This window comes from Sulfurimonas sp., from assembly GCF_029027405.1.
Taxonomy (GTDB): domain Bacteria; phylum Campylobacterota; class Campylobacteria; order Campylobacterales; family Sulfurimonadaceae; genus Sulfurimonas.
Map to the genome: position 1 here is coordinate 968,658 of NZ_CP093396.1, position 23,207 is coordinate 991,864.

At 31.8% G+C, this 23,207-nt stretch carries 18 protein-coding genes; 7 read left to right on the top strand and 11 right to left on the bottom strand.

Annotated elements, in window-relative coordinates; genetic code table 11:
* Nucleotides 1-63 precede the first annotated feature (63 nt).
* Genes MOV42_RS04500 through MOV42_RS04515 form a run of 4 tightly spaced genes read left to right on the top strand, consistent with a single transcriptional unit; the run spans nt 64 to nt 3,044 of the window.
* The gene (locus tag MOV42_RS04500) at nt 64-678 is read left to right on the top strand and encodes a molecular chaperone TorD family protein (RefSeq protein ID WP_324172596.1); all 615 of its coding nucleotides are present in this window, start codon (nt 64-66) and stop codon (nt 676-678) included.
* 3 nt (nt 679-681) lie between these two features.
* On the top strand, nt 682-1,782 hold the full coding sequence (locus tag MOV42_RS04505) for a 4Fe-4S binding protein (RefSeq protein WP_324172597.1): 1,101 nt from the start codon (nt 682-684) through the stop codon (nt 1,780-1,782).
* Entirely contained in the window at nt 1,775-2,533 is a 759-nt protein-coding gene (locus MOV42_RS04510) for a hypothetical protein (protein WP_324172598.1), read from the top strand. The genes MOV42_RS04505 and MOV42_RS04510 overlap by 8 nt, the downstream gene beginning before the upstream one ends.
* Nucleotides 2,534-2,537: 4 nt before the next feature.
* Nucleotides 2,538-3,044, top strand: a complete 507-nt coding sequence (locus MOV42_RS04515) for a hypothetical protein (protein WP_324172599.1) — start codon at nt 2,538-2,540, stop codon at nt 3,042-3,044.
* A 7-nt stretch (nt 3,045-3,051) separates the two neighbouring features.
* Here the strand turns inward: MOV42_RS04515 and MOV42_RS04520 are convergent, their stop codons facing one another.
* Both MOV42_RS04520 and MOV42_RS04525 read right to left on the bottom strand, forming a co-directional pair.
* Nucleotides 3,052-3,312 (bottom strand): MmcQ/YjbR family DNA-binding protein, encoded by a 261-nt coding sequence (locus MOV42_RS04520; RefSeq protein WP_324172600.1) that lies wholly within the window; start codon nt 3,310-3,312, stop codon nt 3,052-3,054.
* The gene (locus tag MOV42_RS04525; protein WP_324173049.1) at nt 3,254-3,403 is read right to left on the bottom strand and encodes a hypothetical protein; all 150 of its coding nucleotides are present in this window, start codon (nt 3,401-3,403) and stop codon (nt 3,254-3,256) included. The genes MOV42_RS04520 and MOV42_RS04525 overlap by 59 nt, the downstream gene beginning before the upstream one ends.
* A 92-nt stretch (nt 3,404-3,495) precedes the next feature.
* Here MOV42_RS04525 and MOV42_RS04530 point away from each other — a divergent pair.
* A protein-coding gene (locus MOV42_RS04530) for an IS3 family transposase (RefSeq protein ID WP_324170770.1) occupies nt 3,496-4,652 on the top strand; the annotation gives its coding sequence in 2 pieces (ribosomal slippage) (nt 3,496-3,748 and nt 3,748-4,652; 1,158 coding nt in all).
* A 143-nt stretch (nt 4,653-4,795) separates the two neighbouring features.
* On the opposite strand, the gene MOV42_RS04535 is transcribed toward MOV42_RS04530, so the two are convergent.
* The 9 genes from MOV42_RS04535 to MOV42_RS04575 all read right to left on the bottom strand — a co-directional run bounded on the left by MOV42_RS04535 (nt 4,796) and on the right by MOV42_RS04575 (nt 20,464).
* Nucleotides 4,796-5,980, bottom strand: a complete 1,185-nt coding sequence (locus MOV42_RS04535; protein WP_324171567.1) for an IS3 family transposase — start codon at nt 5,978-5,980, stop codon at nt 4,796-4,798.
* A gap of 52 nt (nt 5,981-6,032) precedes the next feature.
* Nucleotides 6,033-6,656 (bottom strand): hypothetical protein, encoded by a 624-nt coding sequence (locus MOV42_RS04540; protein ID WP_324172601.1) that lies wholly within the window; start codon nt 6,654-6,656, stop codon nt 6,033-6,035.
* Nucleotides 6,657-6,723: 67 nt separating this feature from the next.
* Nucleotides 6,724-7,407 carry a hypothetical protein gene (locus tag MOV42_RS04545; RefSeq protein WP_324172602.1) on the bottom strand — a complete coding sequence of 228 codons (684 nt, stop codon included), beginning with the start codon at nt 7,405-7,407 and terminating at the stop codon, nt 6,724-6,726.
* Nucleotides 7,407-15,179 (bottom strand): hemagglutinin repeat-containing protein, encoded by a 7,773-nt coding sequence (locus tag MOV42_RS04550; RefSeq protein ID WP_324172603.1) that lies wholly within the window; start codon nt 15,177-15,179, stop codon nt 7,407-7,409. The genes MOV42_RS04545 and MOV42_RS04550 overlap by 1 nt, the downstream gene beginning before the upstream one ends.
* An 8-nt stretch (nt 15,180-15,187) precedes the next feature.
* The gene (locus MOV42_RS04555; protein WP_324172604.1) at nt 15,188-16,723 is read right to left on the bottom strand and encodes a ShlB/FhaC/HecB family hemolysin secretion/activation protein; all 1,536 of its coding nucleotides are present in this window, start codon (nt 16,721-16,723) and stop codon (nt 15,188-15,190) included.
* A 55-nt stretch (nt 16,724-16,778) separates the two neighbouring features.
* The gene (locus MOV42_RS04560) at nt 16,779-17,282 is read right to left on the bottom strand and encodes a phosphatidylglycerophosphatase A (RefSeq protein WP_324172605.1); all 504 of its coding nucleotides are present in this window, start codon (nt 17,280-17,282) and stop codon (nt 16,779-16,781) included.
* Between the two features lie 8 nt (nt 17,283-17,290).
* Complete coding sequence (locus MOV42_RS04565; RefSeq protein ID WP_324172606.1) at nt 17,291-18,481, bottom strand: sulfate adenylyltransferase; 1,191 nt, start codon at nt 18,479-18,481, stop codon at nt 17,291-17,293.
* The gene (locus tag MOV42_RS04570; protein ID WP_324172607.1) at nt 18,459-19,346 is read right to left on the bottom strand and encodes a response regulator; all 888 of its coding nucleotides are present in this window, start codon (nt 19,344-19,346) and stop codon (nt 18,459-18,461) included. The genes MOV42_RS04565 and MOV42_RS04570 overlap by 23 nt, the downstream gene beginning before the upstream one ends.
* Nucleotides 19,343-20,464 (bottom strand): bifunctional 2-C-methyl-D-erythritol 4-phosphate cytidylyltransferase/2-C-methyl-D-erythritol 2,4-cyclodiphosphate synthase, encoded by a 1,122-nt coding sequence (locus MOV42_RS04575; protein WP_324172608.1) that lies wholly within the window; start codon nt 20,462-20,464, stop codon nt 19,343-19,345. The genes MOV42_RS04570 and MOV42_RS04575 overlap by 4 nt, the downstream gene beginning before the upstream one ends.
* Before the next feature lie 170 nt (nt 20,465-20,634).
* Between MOV42_RS04575 and thiC the strand changes: the two genes are divergently transcribed.
* Both thiC and MOV42_RS04585 read left to right on the top strand, forming a co-directional pair.
* Entirely contained in the window at nt 20,635-22,011 is a 1,377-nt protein-coding gene (gene thiC, locus MOV42_RS04580; protein ID WP_324172609.1) for a phosphomethylpyrimidine synthase ThiC, read from the top strand.
* Nucleotides 22,012-22,089: 78 nt separating this feature from the next.
* Nucleotides 22,090-23,199: an Mrp/NBP35 family ATP-binding protein gene (locus MOV42_RS04585; protein WP_324172610.1), complete on the top strand. Its 1,110-nt coding sequence runs from the start codon at nt 22,090-22,092 to the stop codon at nt 23,197-23,199.
* Nucleotides 23,200-23,207 lie beyond the last annotated feature (8 nt).

The following is a 23,207-nucleotide window of genomic DNA, read 5'->3' on the forward strand; positions in this document are numbered from 1 at the left end:
TATCTTTTTGTGATAAAATCATCACTTAAATAAAAGAACTACTAAATAAAAGGTATAAATTATATGCAAAAAATAAAGTCTAGAGTTAATATTTATGCGCTTATGTCAAGAATCTTACTTCAAGAGTTAGATATAAAAACTTTAAATATGATTAAAAAAGATGAGAATATTTTAGAATTTTTTCCAACTTTAAAAGAGTGGAAGCAACTTAGAGATATTGATGAAAATAAACTTTTGCAAGAGTATTTTAATCCAGATTTTGTAAACTTGTCTGTTTTACATCTTATTCCTTATGAGTCATTTTATGTAAGAGATGACCAAATGGTTGAAACAGGTGGAGCAAACCCTGTAACAGATATGTATAGTGCATATAACTTTATGGTTGATTATGAAGCATCTAGAACTGTTTCTTCAGACCACATTGGTGTTGAGTTAGAGTTTATGCATCATTTATGTTTAGCAGAATTAAAAGCTTTAGAAGATAAGAATGAAAGTGCAGTAAAAGAAGTACAAGTCGTTCAAAAAGAGTTTTTGAATAAACATCTACTAAAATGGGCACCGCTTTATCTTATAAATATGAAGTATGAGGCTAGAACACCCTTATACTACGATGCTGCTGAGATGACTATGGAGTTTTTACTTAGTGATAACGAATATTTAGTAGAAAAAATAAAATAATTTATGTCCTTGATAAAACTAGAAGCAAGTCGCTGTGTTCGCTCTCTAGCAAGAGAGAGTCAATGCAACAAGTGTGAGCTTATTTGTCCAACAGATGCTATTGTAGTTGGTAATAATCCTCTCCCTGCTATAAACTTTTCAGCTTGTGTTGGCTGTGGTGCTTGTGATGCGATTTGTCCAAGTGAAGCTCTAGTTTTAGAAAATTTTAAACCAAGTGAATTTTTCTTCTCTTTTTTAGAGGACAAAAAAAATCTAATCTCTTGCAAAAAAAATGTTCCTTGTATTGCAGGACTAAGTATTGAGCATATAGTTTCTTTAGCTGTTTTAAAAAAAGAAATGGTTTTGGATATGGGACATTGTGCTGAGTGTGAAATAGCACATAAGTGTAAGCCTCAAATAATTAAAAACTATGAAGAAGCGACATATCTTTTAGAAGCCATGCAAAGTGACGCAGTTATAAAACTTCAAAATGTTTGTTACGAAGAAGATAAAGAAGAAAATAGTGACAGAAGAAGTTTTCTTGGTTCAATAAATATAAAAAATATTGCTAAAACAAAACACGCATTTGAGATAGAAGTTAAAAAAGCTAGTGATGAGTTGGTTAAGCATACTTTGCAAAAAGAAGATATAGCACTTTTAAAGAAAAAAAGGTTGACAGATAGGAGAAAACTTTTTTTTACAGCTATAAAAAGAGTTGAAAAACCTTCAGAGTTTCACATAGTAGATGCTAATGAAGTAACTTTTACTTCACAAAAGCTAATGAATGAAGATAGTTGTACAGCGTGTCAAATGTGTTATCGAGTTTGTCCTTCTGGAGCATTAACTTCAGATATAAAAAACTCTAAGATTGATTTTGATCCTTTTCTGTGTATAAAGTGTAATATCTGTCATGATGTATGTGAGGTAGATGCTATCACTCTTTCTTCCTCCTACAATATAAAAGAATTTTTTGCTCCAGAGGTTCAAAATTTGATTTCTTTTAAAGTTAGAAGATGTGATGAGTGTAATGTTATTTTTAGTACAAATTCAAATGATAAAATGTGTTATAGATGCAAGGCAGAAGATGAAGAAGCAAGAGAGTTATGGGGTATAGAAGATGAATGAAGCAAATCAAATCTCTTCGCAAACTAAACTTTTTGGTTTTATAGGTGAGTATGCTGGAGTTAGTAGATTTAGTGCAGTTGTAAACAAAATGTTTAAACTAAATAGTGATGATGCGATGATGATTCCTATGAATATTAGAGAGGATGATTTATATTTTACACTCTCAAATATGAAAAAATCACAAGTAGATGGTGCAATAATTTCTAGTGAATATACAGATGCCATACTAGATGTTTTAGACGAATCAAGTGTGATGGTTATAGAATCAGGTATGTGTGATATTGTTTTTAAAAAGGATGATAGATTGATTGGTGACTTATTTAGCATTAGAGTGCTAAATGAGGCTTTAAAAGATGTTCTAGCGACAAAGATAGCAGTGGTAGGGATAAAACCCTATACAAAAGCATTTACACTTCTAAGCTGCGGATTTGAAGTTAGTTACTTTCATGACAATCTTGAAGAGTTGATGGAGTTTACAAAACAAGCACAACTTAAAAATGCAGATATAAATCGTTTAGTAGATGGCATGAGTGTAGATATGTCAAAATTTGATGCTGTTTTAGATTTTTCAGATTTTGAGAGTTTTGATATGATAGAAAATTTACCAAAAACTTGTTTTGATATGAAAAACTCAAAACAGTTTTCGGCTTTAAAACAAAGAGCCAAAGAGCTAGATGCTAAGTATGTTAGTTATGATGATATGATAAAACAATTAAGTGCTGTAGCATATAAAAAAATAATAAAAGGATAGAGTAATGGAACAACATGATTTAAGTGATTTAAAAGCAGAGTTTGATAAGTTTGTAAGTGATAAATGTTCAGTAAATACAGAAGATTCAATGACTCAAAATAGGGATGTTGGAGATAAAGAAGATGAAGAAGCTGTTCCACAATTTGTAGATGCCTTAACTTCCAAGCTTTTAGCTCCTGCTCAAAGTGGAGTATATCTTTCTCGTTTAGATATCAAAAGAATTGCTGAGGCAATTGATGAGTCCATACCTATAAAAGAACGCACAAAAATGGTGAAGTCATTGTTTAGACATACTACTAAAAAAGAGTATCTTAAAGATGCTTTTACAGAAATAGATAAACATATAAACGGACGCATATTAATTTACAAAGAACTAGGTGAAGCTTTTCCAGCATCTAAGGAAATTTTTGATGAGCATACAAAAAAAGCAAAAAAAACTATGAAAATGTTTAGCACAATTATAGAAGACTTTGAAGAGATAGAGCCAACTAGTGATCCTATGTTTGTTTAAAGAAAGATTATTTTTCTTTAAACAAAAGCAACTTGGCTTTCTCTTTTTTTGTAAGCTTAGAAATTACTAAGGCGTAAGATTCATCAATCATATCAACTAAAATTTCATCTTTCATAGTTCCATCAAGTATTACACTGTTCCAATGTTTTTTATTCATGTGGTAGCCTGGAATAACACACTCATATATATCACGATAACCGATGGCATCCTCAGGTAATGATTTTAAATTTACCCTTAGTGGAGACTCTTCTTGTTGATACCAAAGCAAACATCTTGTTCATAACTTTAAACACCATAGTCTTATCATCAAATGGAAACTCTTTTGTTGAACCATCTTTTGATATAAGTATTTTTTCCAACTTTGGAATGTCCCCTATAAACTAGACACTAATTAATCCAATAATTTAGATAGTATAATGATATAACATTATGAAAATTATAGGGTTGAAAAATGGCAAGAAAAAGATACAGTGAAGAGTTTAGAATAGAGGCAGTAAAACAAGTAACTAAAAATGGTTACAGCATAACAGATACGGCAAATAGATTAGGTATACATCCAACATCGTTAAGTGGTTGGATAAAAAGATTAGAGTCTCCAGCAGCAGTAAAAAAATATAAGATTATGGATGAGTCCCAAGCGGAGATAAAAAAACTCCAAAAAGAGCTAAAGAGAGTTACAGAAGAGAGGGACATCCTAAAAAAGGCCGCGGTGTACTTTGCAAGCCACACAAACTAAAATATACTTTTATTAAAGCTTATAGCGAAGTCTATGCCATTCATAGACTTTGTAAAGTTATGCAAGTGCACCGAAGTGGATATTACCAGTGGCTAAATCAACCGATTTCTAATAGAGAGTTGGAAAATCAAGAATTACTTATTCAGATAAAAGAAGCCTATAAAGAATCCAATGGGGTATATGGTCATAGAAATATTCATAAAGATTTAAAAGAACTTGGAGTTCATGTAAATAAAAAGAGAGTAGCTAGACTGATGAGCGAGGCCAAGCTCTATGGTGTAGGCACTTATAAACGTAAGCCATACTCTAAAGCTGGTCCCGTTCACAAGGCACATCCTAATCATTTACAGCAGTGTTTTATAGTAAATAAACCTAATGATACTTGGGTTAGTGATATAACTTACATTAGAACAAAAGAAGGATGGATATTCTTGGCAACTGTTATAGATTTATTTAATAGAAAAATTATTGGCTGGGCGACAGGACATAGACAAACAACACCACTAATTATTGATGCACTTAAAATGGCAGTTACAAGACTGCATAAGGATGATAAGGTTATTCTTCACTCCGATCAGGGAAGTCAATATAGCTCTTATGATTATAAAAAGTTTGCCAAGAAGCATAATATTACTCTTAGCATGAGTAGAAGAGGAAACTGTTATGATAATGCAGTTGCGGAAAGCTTCTTCAAAACATTAAAAAAAGAGCTTGTTAGAAAGCAGGTATTTTTAACTAGAGAAGTTGCAGCATCTAAAATCTTTGAATATATAGAAATGTTCTACAACTCGAAAAGAAGACATAGTTATTTGGATTATATTTCACCAAATGAGTTTGAAAAAAGGTATAATTTGGGGTCTTCAGAAAATTAGGTTTTTACTGGATTAGTAATTGTCTAGTTTATAGGGGACATTCCATTGCTTTTATCATAGTTGTCTTTAGATGCTAATATTATACTACCCCAATATGTCAAGACAACTTTTTCAAAAATCTAATTCCCTAAATACCTGTTACCCTATGCTACATTTTCACTAGATTTAGTGTAATTCTCATCATTGATTTTTAAACTATCATAATAAACATTCATAGGTTTTTTATATTTCAATGTCTCATGAAATCTTCTATGATTATAAAATTCTATATAATCCTTAACATCACTTTTGAGAATTGATACTCTCTCATATTCATTGAGGTATATTTTTTCAACTTTAGCACTTCTCCAGAACCTCTCAATACAAATATTATCTGTTGCTCTACCTTTACCATCCATAGAGATAATTATGTCATTATCTTTTAATGTTTGAGTGTGGATACAGCTTGTATATTGTGACCCTTGATCAGTATTAAATATCTCAGGCTTACCATAGAGTGCGAGTGCTTCATCTAGTACACCCATGACTAAATCTGTATCCATTGTGTTGGATATTCGCCAAGATAATATTGCTTTAGAATACCAATCAATTATGGCAGCCATATAGACCATACCACCTTTAATTTTAATATAGGTTATATCTGTTGACCATACTTGGTTTGCTCTTACGATATCTAATCCTCTTATTTTGTAAGAGTATTTATGATGTTGCTTGTCCGCCCAGCTTGTATTTGGTGGTCTTACAGCTAAAACAGCCTGTAAACCTAACTCTCTACGGTATGCCAGCACTGTGTTGGGACTGACACGAAAACCATCCTCTAGTAGTTGATGATACACTTTCATATAGCCATAGCTTGGTATCTCTTCAAATACTTTTTCTATATGTTTTTTAATTACATTTTTAGCAAGATTTACCATTGGTGCATAGAACAAATTACTTCTGTTATAGTTAATAAGATTACATTGTTTTACAACTGATAATGCCTTATTTTCATCTCTATCAATCAACTCCTTTTTATAGCTAGAGTCCAAGCTGCTTAACTTTCCCACCGCCCAGTCCTTCTCTACTGTTAGTTGACCTACAACCTTTGCATATTCATCAAGTTTAGCTTGTAATCTTACATTCTCTTCTTTGTACTCTTTAATTACTTTTGCAGGTTCCATCGCAACTTCTGCATTTTCCAAAAATATCTTCTTCCAATTTTGTAAGTTTTTTGGTGTGATATTATTTACACTTGCTATTTCATTTAGTGTCTTATCTTCTTTTAAAACTTCTAAAACTAACTTTGTCTTGAATTCTGCTGTATATGTTGTTCTTTTTCGACTCATAAGATTACCTTCTATTTTTATTGTTTAATTTTACTCTTTTAAGAATTAAACTTTAGAAATAGTTGTTTGATTTTCTTGGGGTAGTATATATATCTGTTGAAGTGGCATCTATGTTTATATCGTTTGTTGCTTGTAGAGTACTTCCTTGTACTGTTGCTTTATTTTTTGCTCTTAGTGTTATGTTCTTAGCCATTACACCAGAAGCTATGCTTTTTTGAGCATATTCTTCTAGTTGTGTTTCTATAGCATCTATATCTAGTTCTATAGAAGCACTAAGTGCTGTACCCAATGTTTGAGAAGCAGCAGTTGCTGTTTTTGATATTTGAGATAATAGGGCTGTGTTTTTTGTGGCGAAGGTAACTATTGATAAGGCTATATTTGCTTTATAGTATTTACTATCTTCTTTTAAGTCATCTAGTAGTTCTTTAAACTCTTCTACATCTGCTAGTTCTATAAAGCCTGTTTTATTTTTATAGTCTTGTTTTACTTTAGCAAATAAACCCTCTTGTCTTTTTACTTCATCTTTGTACTTATCATAGTTACCTTTTGCGGTGTCTATTGTCTTTTTTGCTTCTTTTATGCTTATATCTTTGGAGGCTGTTAGAGTTGGTAGGTGTGCGTAGCAGTAGTTGTTTAAAAGGAAAAGTATTATTAATGCTGTTTTTAGTGGGTGCATCTAGTTGGACTTTCCTTTATTTGTTTTAAAGTGGAGATTCATGTCTAGAGGTGTAACTTTTTCTACTTTACCTAACAGCACCTATCTCTTCATTTAGTAAATATTCATAAAGGTATTTTTCTTCATAAAACTTTATATGTAATCTCCAATTATCTCTACTTGGAGTGTCATTTGTTCTTTCAGGTTTTACATAGTATTCAAATATTTTTTTCTCTTTATCAAATAGAATTGCATCTTCCCAGTATGTTTCATTGTACTCTTTTAAGATAGGTATTAGTTCTCCATACATATTTATAGCATTTCCACAATTTTCTTTTTTATTTATAAAAACAAGCTTTTCTCCAAATCTAAAACCTTTTTCTTTTTTCTCTTTTGGAGCTAACTCTTTTGTGGATAATAGGAGTCTTTGTTTAAACTCTTCAAAGCTATTCATAGGTTTTAACATTAGTTGCATTGCTTTATATATGTCTTCTGAAGAAGTATCATCAAAAGGGTATTCATGTTTTAGGTTTTTTGGAAGTAGTTCTGGGTTAGCTCGGTATTTTTTTAGGAAAAGGAGGAGAGAAGAAAATCCAATTGCTTTATAAGCAACTTTTTTTAATCCTCCAAGTTCATTTTTATACAACTTATCATCATCGTATTTACCTTCAATGGGTCTTAAGATATACAAATATTTATCAGGTTCATTTGGCAATTTTTTAACTATATCAATATCATTAATATCACAATTATATTTTTTTGATAAACTCATTATTTATATTCTCCAATCAATTTTATCTTAGATTTTATTCCTTCATCTATATTCTCTTTAGCCATATCAGAAACACTCTCATCAAACTTATACTGAACTCCACCGCCTGGTTGGTCAAACCAAGGAGTTACCAAACTCTGTTTTGCTGGCATATCTTCTAAAACTTCTATTTTATATGCCACATAATCATCTTTTTTTCCTGGGAGTGACAAACTTTCCCAATTTTCACCTGCTTTAGTTGTATATGTTCCTCTTGTGTCGTTCTCCAAATTATATTTATTATCATAACGTTTCAAAGAATCTTTTCTAACATAACGAATAAGTATATCCCCTTTTTGCAAATTAGTATCTTTTATTGTTCCAGGAATTGCATCTAAATCTTTAGTGTTATCTGGATATATATAGTGTTCATTTGCATCTTTAAAATTAGTTTTTTTTGCTAATGTTTGTGCTTTTGTAATTTGTAATTTTTTACTTATTTGTACAGAGCTTTTAACAAGAGATTTAACACCTGCTTTACCTACAGCAGTAACTCCACCAATACTAACTAGTCCTTCAGCTACTTTCTCAGAAGCTAGTAATCCTTGTACAGTTGAAGCTGTTTTATCATCATATAGTTCGTTTATTCTATTTGATGTTTTATCGTCTGTAGTATTTGAATACAAATCTTTAGTAGAATCAACAACATCTTTTCCAAATTCAACTACATCATCAAGAGTATTAGAAGCTAATTCTTTGGAGTCCTTGTATATCTCTTCTTTAGATGTATCGTTGATATAATCTTTTGTGCTTTCATAAGCCTGTTTTGCTATTTCAGGTGAGTTTTTAACTGCTTCAACAATTTCTTTACCTGTTTGTATAGCTCTATCTTTAGCATCGTCTACATACAAGTCTTTTAGTGATTCTTTATTTGTTTTTTCTACATTATCTTTATAAAAATTCTTAAGATTTTCATACTCACTAGATGACAAGTCTTTTATATCTTTTTCCCCATTTGTAGAACCATCTTTAAACTCTTGCTGATTTTTTACAGCAAATAAACCATCAGAATTTTCTTTTAAAAATTTCTGAGCTTCTTTATCTGTTTTACCTAACACTAAAGACCAAGCTTTATCTGTACTTCGCATAGCCTCTTGCGCTAGTTCATGCTCCGCACCCTGTATCTCTTGTGCTGTTGGATTTGTTTTATTGTACTTTTGTTGTGCGTAGGATTTTGCTTTTGTTTTTATAAAGTCTATTTCTTTGCTCTTTAGTTGCCTATGAGCACCTTTACCTTTATCTAGCGTTTGGTAATGTTTTGTGTTTGTTGCTATAGTATTACTATGTTTTTTTAGATTTGCATTAACTTGGTTATAGCTTGTATTATTTATTGAGTTACCTGTTGTTTTTGAGTATTGATTATCTAGCAGGTCTTGTCCTAAGTCACCAAAGTTTTTAGAGTACTCATCTCTATTAGTTTTATAGCTATCTGTTTTTACTACACCTGCATCTCTTTGCAAGTCTGCTACATCTGATGTTTCATTTAGAGTAGTATTTGCCATATCTCCCATATTAGTATGATTATTTGTAGCTAAATGAATAGCACCGTCTTCTTGTGAAGTAAATCCTTTATTACTAGAATCCAATATTAGTTTTAATTTTGCTGGTGTTATTCCCATCTCTTTTGCTATATATATATGTAGTTGTTGTTGAGCTTTTTGAACTTCTTCATCAGATGCATCTGGATTTAGTAATATATCTCTAGCTTTTTCATTTTTTGGGTCATTTACAAACTTTTTTGTTCCTTTTTGTAAGTCTAGTTTATTTTTTAAGTTTTGTAGTAAAGATGTTTCTCCATCTCCTCTACCTATCCCTGTTAATGATACGGAATCTTTTGTGACTACATCAGCAATAGATTGACCTGCTAAAAGACTTATAGTTATGTCTTCTGCTATCTTATTTCTACCATCCTCACTCAAGAGCCTAGTATCAAGTTCACCCTTAAGACCTTTATGAGAACTTATATTATAAATATCTACTTCATTATTACTTGCATCTCTATTTAGCATTTTTGTATCTGAGTCTTCTTTATTTGCTATTTGAATGTTTCCCTTTCCTAGGGTTGCTAAGGTTTTTGTTTTTGAGTTGGTTCTATCGCTAGAGTAGTCTAGTGATACAGTGCTTACTCCATCTATCTCTGTTGTCCCACCTTCTATACCTTTGTTTATATCTTGAGAATTACTTGAAGTTATTCCTGTTTGTATTCCTACAGACATACTTTTAGAGTTATAAGTGTTGTTAAGGCTAGATGCTAGAAGAGTTTTTGTTTTTAGGTTTAGGTTTGAGTTGTCATTTCCTTGTGCATCTTGTGCCGATATAGTTGCACCTCTAAGTTTAGTTTGCTCTTGTGTGGTTATATCTACCTTGTTTCCACTTATGCTTGTAAGTATTGTTTGTTTAGCTTTAGAAGAAGCATTTGATTGGTTTACTCCTATAGAGTTTATTCCACTTGAACCAAATCCTGCACTTATACCTACAGAGTTTTCTCTTGTTCTACTTGTGTCTTGTACAGATGCTACTTCTAAGTTTTTAGTCTTAAGAGTTAGAGTGTCTTTTGCTTTTACCTCTGCACCTTTTATAGTTGTTTTTTCTTTAGTGTTTATGTTTATGTTGTTTGCTTGAAGGTTTGAGTTTGTTTGAGTTGCTTGTTCATTTGTAGTCTCTGAGTTATCTACACTACCGCTCATACTAAAGCCTGAACTTCCTATGCTTATGTTTAGGTGTTGGTGTTGTGTGTCTTTGCTTTTATCATAGTTGTCTTTAGATGCTAGTATATCTGTTGAAGTGGCATCTATGTTTATATCATTTGTTGCTTGTAGAGTACTTCCTTGTACTGTTGCTTTATTTTTTGCTCTTAGTGTTATGTTCTTAGCCATTACACCAGAAGCTATGCTTTTTTGAGCATATTCTTCTAGTTGTGTTTCTATAGCATCTATATCTAGTTCTATAGAAGCACTAAGTGCTGTACCCAATGTCTTTGAAGCAGCAGTTGCTGTTTTTGATATTTGAGATAATAGGGCTGTGTTTTTTGTGGCGAAGGTAACTATTGATAATGCTATATTTGCTTTATAGTATTTATCATCTTCTTTTAAGTCATCTAGTAGTTCTTTAAACTCTTCTACATCTGCTAGTTCTATAAAGCCTGTTTTATTTTTATAGTCTTGTTTTACTTTAGCAAATAAACCCTCTTGTCTTTTTACTTCATCTTTGTACTTATCATAGTTACCTTTTGCGGTGTCTATTGTCTTTTTTGCTTCTTGAACTGCCAATATTGCTTTATGAAGTGCAACATATTCTGTTTTTACTACAACCTTAGCTACTGCTACTCCATGTATCTCATCTGATTTTATTTTACTTGTTTCTTTAGTTTCTTTTATTGTTATGTCTTCACTTGCAGTGAGGACTACATCTTCTTTAGCTTTTAGGTTTGAGCCTTCTAATAGTATGCTTTTTTCACTTGTTAGGTCTATGTTCTTATCTGAGGAAACATTTGACTTTTTAGCTGTTATATCTGTTGTTGTCTTTTTTATCTTATCTATAGTTGCTCGACCTAGTTCTATTTCTAGTTGTTCATTTTTTAGTTCTATATTTGGTATACCTTCACCACGAATATGTATGTTTAGGTTATCTACTGAAGTTGTGCTTGTGTTTTTAGCGGCTGCTATTTTTAGCTCACCGTCTGTTTGCATAGTAGTGCTTCCACCACTACTTAAATCACTTCCTATGATATTTGTATCATTTTTACTTTTTATAAGTAAATCTGAACCAGATACTATAGTAGAACCTTTAGCCTTTGAGAGGTCTTCTTGTTCATCTTTTAGAGTCAGGTCTATCTCAGTTTCTAGTCCTTTATCTGATGTTATTTTTAGCTCTACATATCCACTTGTTTCTTTATAGCTGTGCTTGTCTTTATCATAGGCTGCGACTATATTTACATTGTTAGCTGCATCTAGGGTTGTAGTTCCTCCTGAAGCTAGGTTTGAACCTTTTATATTTATGTCACCACTGTTTGCTTTTAAAGATAAGTCTTCATCTGCTTTTATGTTTGAAGCTACATTGTTTATAGAGTTAGTTCGTTCCTGTGTTTTAGAGTAAGAAGCTTTTATGTTTATGATATCATCATCATCTCCCCCTGCATTTGCCAGACCAAGTGTGGCCATATTTAAAGCTAGATTACCAATCCCTTCTAGGGCTTGGTTAAATGATAAAGAGATTTTTTCATGTTGTTCCCATGTTTTATGTTCTTCTTTAGCTGTTTGTATGTTTATGTCATTGGCATCTATATCTATACTTTTTTTAGCCTCTAAGTTAGAGCCTTGTATATTTGTAGTGTTTGATTTTAGAGTGATGTTTGAAGCTTTTAGGTTTGAAGACTCAGCTGTTTTATCATATGCGCCAATATTATCCATACTGCTACTAAAGAGATCACCACCGCTAAACATACTTGTTTTTATGGTTTTAGTATCTTTATAGTCTATGTTGTAACCAGCTTTTATATTTATATCTTTTGCACTATCTAAGGCAAGTGTTTCTTTAGCATTTAGGTTTGAACCAACTACGGATATATTATCTTTAGTAGTTGTTAGTTTTACATTAGTTGCATTTAGAGTAGATGCTATGTTTTTAGAAGTTGCTTTTTTAGTTATTGTTTGGCTTGAGGAGAAGAATCCTTTTGAGGACTCTTTACTTTCTGTATATGTTGTGTTGTTAACAGCTATGATATCTATCTTCGCAGCTTTTACATTTAAGTCATTAGTTGCGTTTAGGTTTGAGCCTTTTACGCTTGTCGTATCTTTAGAGTTTATGTTTATATTTTTAGCATTTATGTTTGAGGCTAAGTGGGTTGTAGACTTTTCTTTTATGTAGTTATCCGAATTTCCACCTGAAAAATCTTTTTTATCTACAGTTGTTGTTATATTTACATTGGTAGCATCTAGGTTTATGTCGTTTGTTGCTTGTAGTTTACTTCCCTCTATAGTTATATCTTTTGCTGCTTTTATGTTTAGAGTGCTTGAGGCTTGGATATTTGAAGTATTACCGATAAGAACTTTATTATCTTTACCGCCAAACTTACCATAAGACACATTCTTAGCGTATCGTTTATTTATAATAGAACCATCTGTAGATGCTAGGTCTATATTTTTAGCTTTTATAGTGGCACTTATATTTGATATATCATTTGTAGCTTGTAGAGTTATATCTTCATTTGCTTTTATATTTCCATCTATATTTGTAATCCTATCTGATGCCTCTATATTTAAACTTTTTCCAGCTTCAAGTCTTCCTGAATTTTTAAGAGTTGCTACTTTTAAGTTTAGACTATCTCCTGCAATTATTTGAGAACCTTCTAGTCTAAACTTATTTACATTTGCTATATAAACAACTGGAACAAGTACTTTTTCTCCTTGTACTACTTGTTCCTCCATCCAGACTATATCTTGTGTAAGTGCATTTATTTGAGCTTTACTTAGAGATATTCCTGGGATTAGTTCTAGTGACTTACTTGCTTGTATCGCATTGTCCATCAGGTATTTAAATTGGTCGTTATCGTTTTTAATAGCACTACTTAAAAACCTTCTTCCAGTTTGTTTAAATATACTATCTCTTACAAGAGTGTTTTCATAAAAAGCATCTCCTATCTTTTTACTTGTTGCTTGTGAGTCGTAGTTAATATGACTCATCATGTAGTCACTGCTTATGAAGTTTTTGTAAATAGCAAACTCAGGATTTGTTTCTATAAGAAATTTAGATTTAGGATTTTTGTTTTTTACAAATAGACCATAATTATCTGTTGGGATAGTGATAATAGGAGTGTTGTTCTTTGAGTTTTTGTAGGTTATGCTGTCCCCATCTTTACTTACTGTTGTTGAGCTTGTGATGACTTGATTAGATTTAATATTAGAATTATTTAAGTTAGTTACATCACCAGTTATATCTTTCCCTGCTTGAATAGTTGAAGAAATATTTTTAATAACTGTTACTGTTTTAGAAACATCTGTTCCTATATATTTAAAACGATATCCATGTTGATAACAAGCACCTGCAACGCTACCTTTACAATATTTATTTTTTCTAAACATAGCAATACTTTTTGTAGTAACTTCTGCTATTTGTATTTCTTGATTATCTATAACAGTGCTTGATAAGTATATATCTCCATTTGCTGCTATTAAAGAGTATTTATTTGTAATATTATCTGCATATATATTTATATCTTTACCTGAGTTTATAGCTGAAGCTTTAGATTCACCTTTAAAATCAACTTTATCTACTCTTATATTTATTATATTCTTACACCAACTCCCACAAGGGACTGTTGTTGTATCATTTGAAATATTTACTCCATTTATAACACTCTGGTCTGAAGCTCTATAATATCCTGTTAAGATTGGCACATCTGCAATATTTTCTAAAGATTCTGAGTGTACATCTATATTCCCATTTAAAGTAAGTATATTTGCCTTATAGTTTTTTACTAAGTCTGTTTTATTATTTGAGTCATCTTTTGCTATTTTTAGATTATTTACAGCAAATATATTTGCGTCTTCATTGTTTAAAAGAGTATCTTTAGTATAAAGAAACATATCATTTCCACTAAATATAGTTCTATTGTTAGTTAAATTATCAGAAGTTATGGTTAAATCGTTTGAGCTGTTTATGAGAGCATCGTTAGTTACTTTTTTTGCTTTTATAGTAATATTTTCACCAGCTGATAAGCCAGTAATGTTATTATTTGTTGTGTCTTCTGTTGTGTCTTCTGTTGTGTCTTCTGTTGTGTCTTTTGTTGTGTCTTTTGTTGTGTCTTTTGTTGTGTCTTCTAATGTAGCTATTATATTTATCTCTGAGTCTTTAGCATCTATATTGATATCTGTTTTTGCTTTTAGGTTTTGTAAGTTTATATCTCCATCATTTGTAATAGTTATCTTACCCGTAGATGCCAAGACTTCAGGGGGTAGGTTCACTCCTAAACCTTTATCTGTTCCTACAAGAGAGATTCTATTTGCGTACATTCCACCTAGTGTAGATGAATCTAGGAGAAGGGCTACTTCATTAGAGTTTGTAGAAGATATGATTTGATTAGTATTAGCATCTATACTATTTTTACCAAGTTTAATTTCTAAGTTTTTTGCATGTATATCAGCATTTAGTTTTAGAAAGTGAGTATATATATAAGTAGAGTCTGAACCCATAGCATCTAGTCCATCTTCATCTATACTTATATCTCCCCCAAGTATGTTAAAAGATTCTAAATTTCCTCTGTTGATGATAGGGGTTCCTGTACTAAGAGTAACACTAGAGGTATTTATAAATCCTGCTCCATTTATACTAAGTCCATTTGGATTAGCTATGACAAGGTCTGCTCTTTGTCCTGCTACTTCTGTATAACCATTAAGCCTAGTTCTTGAACTACTTGTTACTTCATTTAGTATTACTTTTGCATTTGAAGTTAGGTTTTTATTACCAAATATAAAACCACCTAGTTGAGTATTTACAGTTGTATCTCTGGAGTTATTTAGGATAAGACCTTTTTTTTCTACATTGTACTCTCTAAACTTATTGTGAGAAAGTCCTGATGCATTAGGATTTGCTATATTTACTATAGGTACATCATTTCTTGCTTTTTCAAGTGTGGTGTTTGTAGTTCCATCTGTTTGGATAGAAGCAGCGTGTAGTGGTGAAAAGATTAAAGTGTATGAGATTAGTAGTGATATGCTTTGGGTTGGTTTTTTCATTTGTTTTCCTAAAATCTTAGTGTTAAGTTGTACTTAAAGAGTGTTTCTAGTTTTAAATTTGGAACTTTCTTGACAGCTCTACTCCAAGTAAAGTCTGTATTTATTTTTTTTGACTCAGTTTTAAATCCTATTGCGGCACCTATTAACTTGCCACAAGCTAGGTTATTATTGTCTCTACATTCCACATAACCATAATCAAGCCCGATAAAAGGTGAAATAGTTTGTACATAATCAGGATAGAAATCTGGGCGGAATGTTTTAAGCAAATCATTTTTAAAGTAAAAGCCACTATCTCCATAGTAAGAGGAAGAGTAACCTCTTACAGTATAGTAACTTCCAACTCTTAGCTTGTTGTTATCGTAAAGATAGTCCCCAGAATATTGTAGATGAAGATTTGAGTTTATTTGGTAAGTGTTCTCAGGAAAAAAGTAATATAAGTCTGTACTAAGTGTATGTTTTGAGAATTGAAGTTTTTCTTTTTCATTACCTGTAAGGTAGTTGTCCTTTCTAGCCCCAAACCAGTCAGTACCCCTAAAACTGTATGTATTTATAAGTTGTCCCCAGTTTTGGATATAGGTGTGTGTAAAATCAACTTGTGCAAGAGTTGTTTTATAACTTGAGACTTCTATAAGCTCATCAGAAAAATAATTTTTAGTATTTTTATGTCCTAAAGATAGTGCAAGTTTTAACTTATTGTTTTTATTTCTAAAAATAAGTTTACTTACTTTAAGAGTAAAACCGACAGTATTACCATCAGAAATATAAGTGTCATTTAGACCTAAAACACTTTGTGAGTATAAAAAATCATACCAAATATACTCCATCAAATAACTCCCTAGTGCAAAAGAGTAGTTTAACTCTTTACCTGAAGAACTTTGATAGTCTTGTTGAATACGGCTACCGTTATATGTGAACTTTAAAATATCGTTAATATTAAAAGGATTATCTATTGATATGTTTGCTGTTAGGTATGGATTGTCATCAACCAGATTTTTCTCTCCTGTAACACCTATTTCTACATGGTATGGAGTTGTTTCTTTAATTTTTATGATAACTATACTTGAACTTTGTTTTTTATCTGGTTTTATCTCAAACTTAGCATCTGTTGAGGGAACTCTATTTATCATTTCTAAAAAAGTTTCTAAATCTCTTAAATTTAAAAGCTTCCCTTTTTCAAAGATAAAAGCTGTTTTTATTTTAGCATTTGAACTGCTTGTATTAGCATCTACTATATCTTCAATTATACCTTTTGAAACATATATTTTTATCTCTCCATCAAGTATGTTTTGAGGTGGTAAATATGGCTTAGTTGTTATATATCCATGGTCAAGATAATATTTGGAAGTGGTGTTTAGAACATTTTTTATCATACTAGCATCTATGCATTTACCAATATGACTTTTAAAGAGTTTATTTTTAGTTTCTACATCTAAAATTTCTTTTTCTTCTATATTTATCGTTTTTAGTTTTATGCACTCCATAGAATAAGAATTAATTACTAAAGCAAATAAGAAATAAAAATAAAAAGTAAATTTAAAATGCACTTTTGTGACTCCTGTTTATAACTAAATATTATATTTAGTTAGTGTGTTCCTTTGACTAAAAAATGTTTAAAAGTAGAGTGCCTTGCCAGATAAGTGAACTGACAATTCCAGCTGCAAAACCAGCTATTATATCGTCACCCATTACACCGATGCCACCTTTTGTTTCTCTGTCGATTCTACCGATGATAGAAGGTTTTGAGATATCAAAGTATCTAAATAGTGCAAAAGAAAGTATAGACTGAATTAAGAAACCATTTTCAAGTGAACTGACTTCACCCATACTTACACTTAAGGCAGGTGCAACACTAAGAGCGAACCACATTCCTGCTAACTCATCTATAACAATGCGTTTGTCATCATGGATGCCAGAAAGCTCCTCGTATTTATTTATAGATTTTACAGCAACAATACTAAGTAGAGTAGTTGCTAAAAAAAGTGTTTGTGAATCAAAATAGATGAGTATTAGCATACCAAGAGGCAATGAAACAAGTGTTCCAACTGTCCCCGGAGCTTTTGGAAATAATCCGCTATATCCAAGTGTTATAAAAAACCAATTCATTTATTTGCCTAAGTAAGAGATGTTGTCTGATAAAGTTTCATAAGTTCAAGATAAAAATCTGCTTCAGTATGCTCTTTTAAAAGCCCTTCAACAGGTAAAATATCATAGTATAATTTTTCAAGATTTTTAAATCTATTTGGAAATATATGAGCCAATATGCGTGCTGAAATTTCTTTTCGCATAAGCATAGTAGGCGGTAAAATACCTAACTCTAAAAGCTCTAAGATTGAGTCAGCATGATAAGATATTTGATGATGTTGACCATGTGGACAAATATTTTTACTTACAAGAGTTGTACACTTGTCACAATAAACATATTCACTTGCTATACTTATCTCAATGTCTATGCCTACTACTCTGTCTATGATAGATTTATTTGAATTACAATCATAAAACATACCAAGTCCTGCGTGATTTATTCCTATGGTCAGTCTATCACAACCATAATTTTTGGCAACTATTGCATCTATGATGATTTCATTATAACCTGCAAAAATATAACTATTTTCCAGTGGAACAACTATAACATGATTTTTAGTCAAAAAATTACTTATAAAATAATCTAAAGATTCTTTTCGTATTTTATAAGATAAGTTAGATTCTGTGTATGAGCGTAATAAAAATATAACTAGAAGGTCAGTATTTTCAAGTGCCTGTCTGATTAGTCTTTCATGAGCACGGTGAAGAGGATTTGCTGCCATAACAATTGCGGTTGTGTGTTTAGCATCTATGCGTTGCTGAGCATTTTTTATAACTTCTTTATTGTTATTTGATAGTTTGTTTAAAAGCGTATACTCTCCACTAACAGCGAAAGAACCAAGTCTGCTTAGAGTAGCCAAAACACCAGGATGACTTATGTCATCTGTACCGTATATTTGTTTTATTCTTTCACTTTTATCTATTTTAAAAACATCTTCAACAATTAAGGTCGCAAATGGTTTTTTGTTAAAAAGTATTGTAAGCTCATCTCCAGTATTTAAAGATTTTAGGACTTGTTCATTTGTCTTTCCAGATGGAGCAAGAATGAAAGGAAATGGAAAAGTTTTTCCATTGATTAGACCAGTTTTTAAAACTTTTTGACTTCTTTTTACATTCATTAATGATGTGACAGGAGAAAGTACCCCATCATCCAAAAGCTCTAATGCAGATGCCGCTTCACTATCTATTAGAAGAGTTTTATTTTTTCTTAATGAGATCATATTTTTTTCGTTTTTCCCATAGACTTTTTCTGCTTATTCCTAATCTTTTTGATAGCTCAATATCTGGAAATTTGTATTGATAGTTTAAAACTATATATTTAACATAATCTTCAATCGAGAGAATATCTCCTTGATCAAAAATATTATTTTCACTTTTGATTACTAAAACTTTATATTCTACATTTTCTATCTTATCTATACTTGAGACTATAACTTTTTTATTTGCAATAAGTGAACAAAAGTTTTTTCTTTCACCTTTTTTAAGTGTTTGATAATCAGTTACATAGATAATTGCATCTTGGTTCAATGATTCTAACTCACTTAAAGCTTTTTGGTCACTTAAAGTTATAAAGTGTATTGGTAAATCTTTTTCATAGGCATGTTCAAACGCAAATGCATCTGAGTGTTTTTGAAACGATGATGATATAAATATAGGAAGTTCTATTGTGCTGTGGTCATATTTATTTGTTACAGATGAAAAAGAGTGAGTTAAATATTTTTTATAAGCTGCATCTCTTTTTTTAAGTTTTTCATAATCTTGATAATGGTTTATCTTTCTTATAAGTTCTTCAATCATAAAAGGCTTCAAAATATAGTCTTTTGCACCAGTAGTAAGTGGTTTTGAAACTGTATCATTAGAAATATATGAAACCATTAAAATAATAATGGACTTTTTAAATGTTTCTATAACAGGGTTAAAATCTTGTCCATTAATATTTGTAGAAAGTAAAACTACATCATAATTATTATTTTTAATAGCATCTCTTGTTGAAGTACACATATCACAAATATGCCCTAGTTCACCCAGTTTAGTAGCTATGCTTTGTGCTAAATAAACCTCATTTTCTATAATTAGTATTTTCAAATTTTTGTCCAATCAAAATATTTTAAATTTGCATTTGCAATAACTCCAACACCTTCACTTCGACCAATAAAGCCAAGCTTTTCAGTTGTTGTCGCTTTTATATTTACACGAGAACTGTCACAACCAAGTATCTTGGCAATAGTTTTTCTCATTTGTAGTTTGTACTTACCAACTTTTGGTGTTTGTGCCGCTATAGTTATATCTACATTTACTATAACAAATCCAAAATCATAAACTTTTTTAACAACTTTTTGGAGTAGAATTTTGGAGTCAATATCTTTAAACTCATCACTACTGTCTGGAAACATCATTCCAATATCGCCCATACCAGCCGCACCTAAAAGTGCGTCAATAAGAGCATGAATAGCCACATCACCATCGCTGTGAGCCTTAAACCCAAAGTCTGAGTCGATTTTAACACCACAAAGGTACATATCTGTCGTTTCATCAAAAGCATGAACATCAAAACCTGTACCACTTAAGATATCATTTGAAGGTTTATCTAAACATGAGAGCAAATTTAAATCTTTCACAAAAGTTATTTTATTTGCTTTACTCTCACCTAAGATAAATTCTCTTGAACCACCATATGCGACTATTGCAGTGCTTTCATCTGTAAACTCTTCTTCAGTATTTAAAGAAGCCTTTAAAATAGAGGTACGAGATAGTTGAGGTGTTTGAATCCTCTTTACCTTCTCTCTATCAATAGTTTTATTTTCATAAACTATGGTATCGCTAACTTTTAAGTATGGGACTATGCAGTCAGCCTTACCTTTTTTAGAGAGAATATTTTTTAAAAACTCCTCATTAATACAAGCTCTAGCGATATCACTAACTAAAACAAAATCACTCTGAACTTCTATTAAAGCATTTTTTAAAGATTTTTGTCTGCTTGATGAACCTTGCACAAATGTGAAAGAATCATAATTTTTCATAAATTCTATATCTTCTTTAGCAGAAGTTATAATTATTTTATCAAAAAGTTTAGTTTCTACACACTTTTGTGCAACTTCTTGCCATAAAGGTTTATGCCCTATTCGAAGCCATTGTTTCTTAGAAGTGCAGTCAAAACGACTCGAACTACCAGCTGCTAATAAAATAAGTGTTAAATCACTCAAGCATATACCTCTTTAAAAAAGTGTTACGAAAGTATACACTTTGTAAGCTTTTTTTTATCTTGTTAGTAAAAAATAAAACACTACTCTAAGACCTTAATGCTACTTTAACTTTATTTGATTATATTTCCACTATACAATTTATATAGAATGATAAAATTTTAGGAGAAATGATGAGAACTTCTTGGGTTAAAAAAAGAGAAAATGATGCTGTAAGAACTCAAATGTACTATGCGAAACAAGGCATAATTACTGAAGAGATGGAGTATGTTGCAAAAATAGAAGATTTATCTCCAGAGCTTATAAGAAGTGAGATAGCTAGAGGTAGAATGATTATTCCTGCCAATGTTAACCACACTTCACTAGAGCCAATGGCAATCGGAATAGCATCAAGATGTAAAATTAATGCAAATATAGGTTCTTCTGCAATAGCATCTGATGTTATGGGTGAAGTTGAAAAAATGCAAGTATCTCAGCACTATAATGCTGATACGGCGATGGACCTGTCAACTGGTGGTGATTTAGATGAAATTCGTAAAGCAGTAATCGGGGCTTCAAAAATCCCTATTGGCACTGTTCCTATTTATCAAATTCTTCATGATGTAGGAAATAAAATAGAAGACTTAAGTATAGAAGTAATGCTTGAAGTTTTAGAGCGTCAAGCACAACAAGGTGTTTCTTATTTTACGATTCATGCAGGTTTTTTACTACAAACAATGCCAAAAATTGCTAAAAGAAAAATGGGAATAGTTTCTCGTGGAGGTTCTTTAATGGCTGCTTGGATGATGCACTATCATAAAGAAAACCCATTTTATACAGCTTATGATGAAATTTTAGATATTTGTGCAAAGTATGATGTTGCACTTTCTCTTGGCGATTCTCTTCGTCCAGGATGTTTAGCAGATGCAAGTGATGACGCACAGCTTGGAGAGTTAAAAGTTTTAGGTGAGCTGACTTTGAAAGCTTGGGAAAAAAATGTTCAAGTGATGATAGAAGGACCAGGACATGTTCCTCTTAATCAAGTTGAGCGAAATATGAAGCTTCAACGAGAACTTTGTCATGAGGCTCCTTTTTATATCTTAGGACCATTAGTTACTGATATCGCTGCTGGATATGACCATATAAGTTCTGCAATTGGTGCTGCTGTTGGTGGTTGGCATGGAGCAAGTATGCTTTGTTATGTAACGCCCAAAGAGCATCTAGGACTTCCAAATGCTGATGATGTTCGTGAAGGTATCATTGCATATAAAATCGCAGCTCATGCTGCTGATATTGCCCGCGGTCGTAAAGGTGCTAGAGATATTGATGATGCTATGAGTGATGCAAGATACGGTTTTGACTGGGAAAAACAGTTTGAGCTTGCACTTGATGGTGAGAGAGCTCGTGAGTACCACGATGAAACTCTTCCTCAAGATGTTTTTAAAGAAGCAGAATTTTGTTCTATGTGTGGACCAAAGTTTTGTTCGTATAAGATAAGTCAAGATATTATGGATAATCCAGAAGCAATAGAAAAAATAGCAAGAGAAGCTAAAGAAAAAGAGTCAGCATAATAAGTTTAATTTAAATCAGACAATAATTGTCTTATTTATGATAAGATACAAAAATAAATAATAATAAGGAAGATATTAATGACTAATGAAATAGTAAATTTAGCTTTATCAAAAGTTATGTATCCTGGTTTTACTAAGGATATTGTAACTTTTGGTTTTGTAAATAGTATAAAGATAGATGGTAATAATGTAAGTTTTAATGTAGCAATCACATCAAGTGCTCCAGAAGTTGCACAACAAATAGTTGATGAATCTACAAAAGAACTTAAAGCAGTAGGTGCTTCAAATGTCACCTGTAATATAAATGCTCCTAAAATGCCAGATGCTGCCCCAGCACCAAAGAGTAAAAATATTGCTCCGCAAGTTAAAAACTTTTTAATGGTAAGTTCTGGTAAAGGTGGAGTTGGTAAATCTACAACTTCTGTAAATATTGCAATAGCTCTTGCAGCTCAGGGTAAAAAAGTCGGTCTTTTAGATGCTGATATCTATGGTCCAAATATCCCTCGTATGATGGGTTTAGAAGGTATCCGTCCTGAAGTAAATGGAAACAAAGTTCTTCCTCTTAAAGCTTATGGTATTGAAGTTATGTCTATGGGTTCACTTATGGAAGAAGGTCAGTCACTTATGTGGCGTGGTGCTATGATTATGAAAGCAATCGAGCAATTCTTGCGAGATATTCTTTGGAGTGAGTTAGATGTATTAGTTATAGATATGCCTCCCGGAACAGGTGATGCACAACTTACTTTAGCGCAAAGCGTTCCTGTAACTGCTGGTTTAACCGTAACAACTCCTCAAGCTGTTGCTATTGATGATTCTCGCCGTTCATTAGATATGTTTAAAAAGTTAAATATTCCAATAGCTGGAATAATTGAAAATATGAGCGGTTTTATTGCTCCAGATACTGGTGTTGAGTATGATATCTTTGGTAAAGGAACTTCAGGTCCAATGGCTGCTGAGTTTGACACAGAGATAATTGCAGAGATTCCAATAGAGCCTTCTATTCGTGAGGGTGGTGATACAGGTAAGCCTATCATTTTTGTTTCTCCATCAAGTGAGACTTCAAAAAGATATGCAAAGGCTGCTGAATCTATTTGGGCAACTATTGAAGCTGTAAATGCTGATGGTGGTGCTACAAATGAAAGTGTTCAACCAACTACACCTCCAGGTGTAAGTGCTTGTAGCGTATAAATTTTATT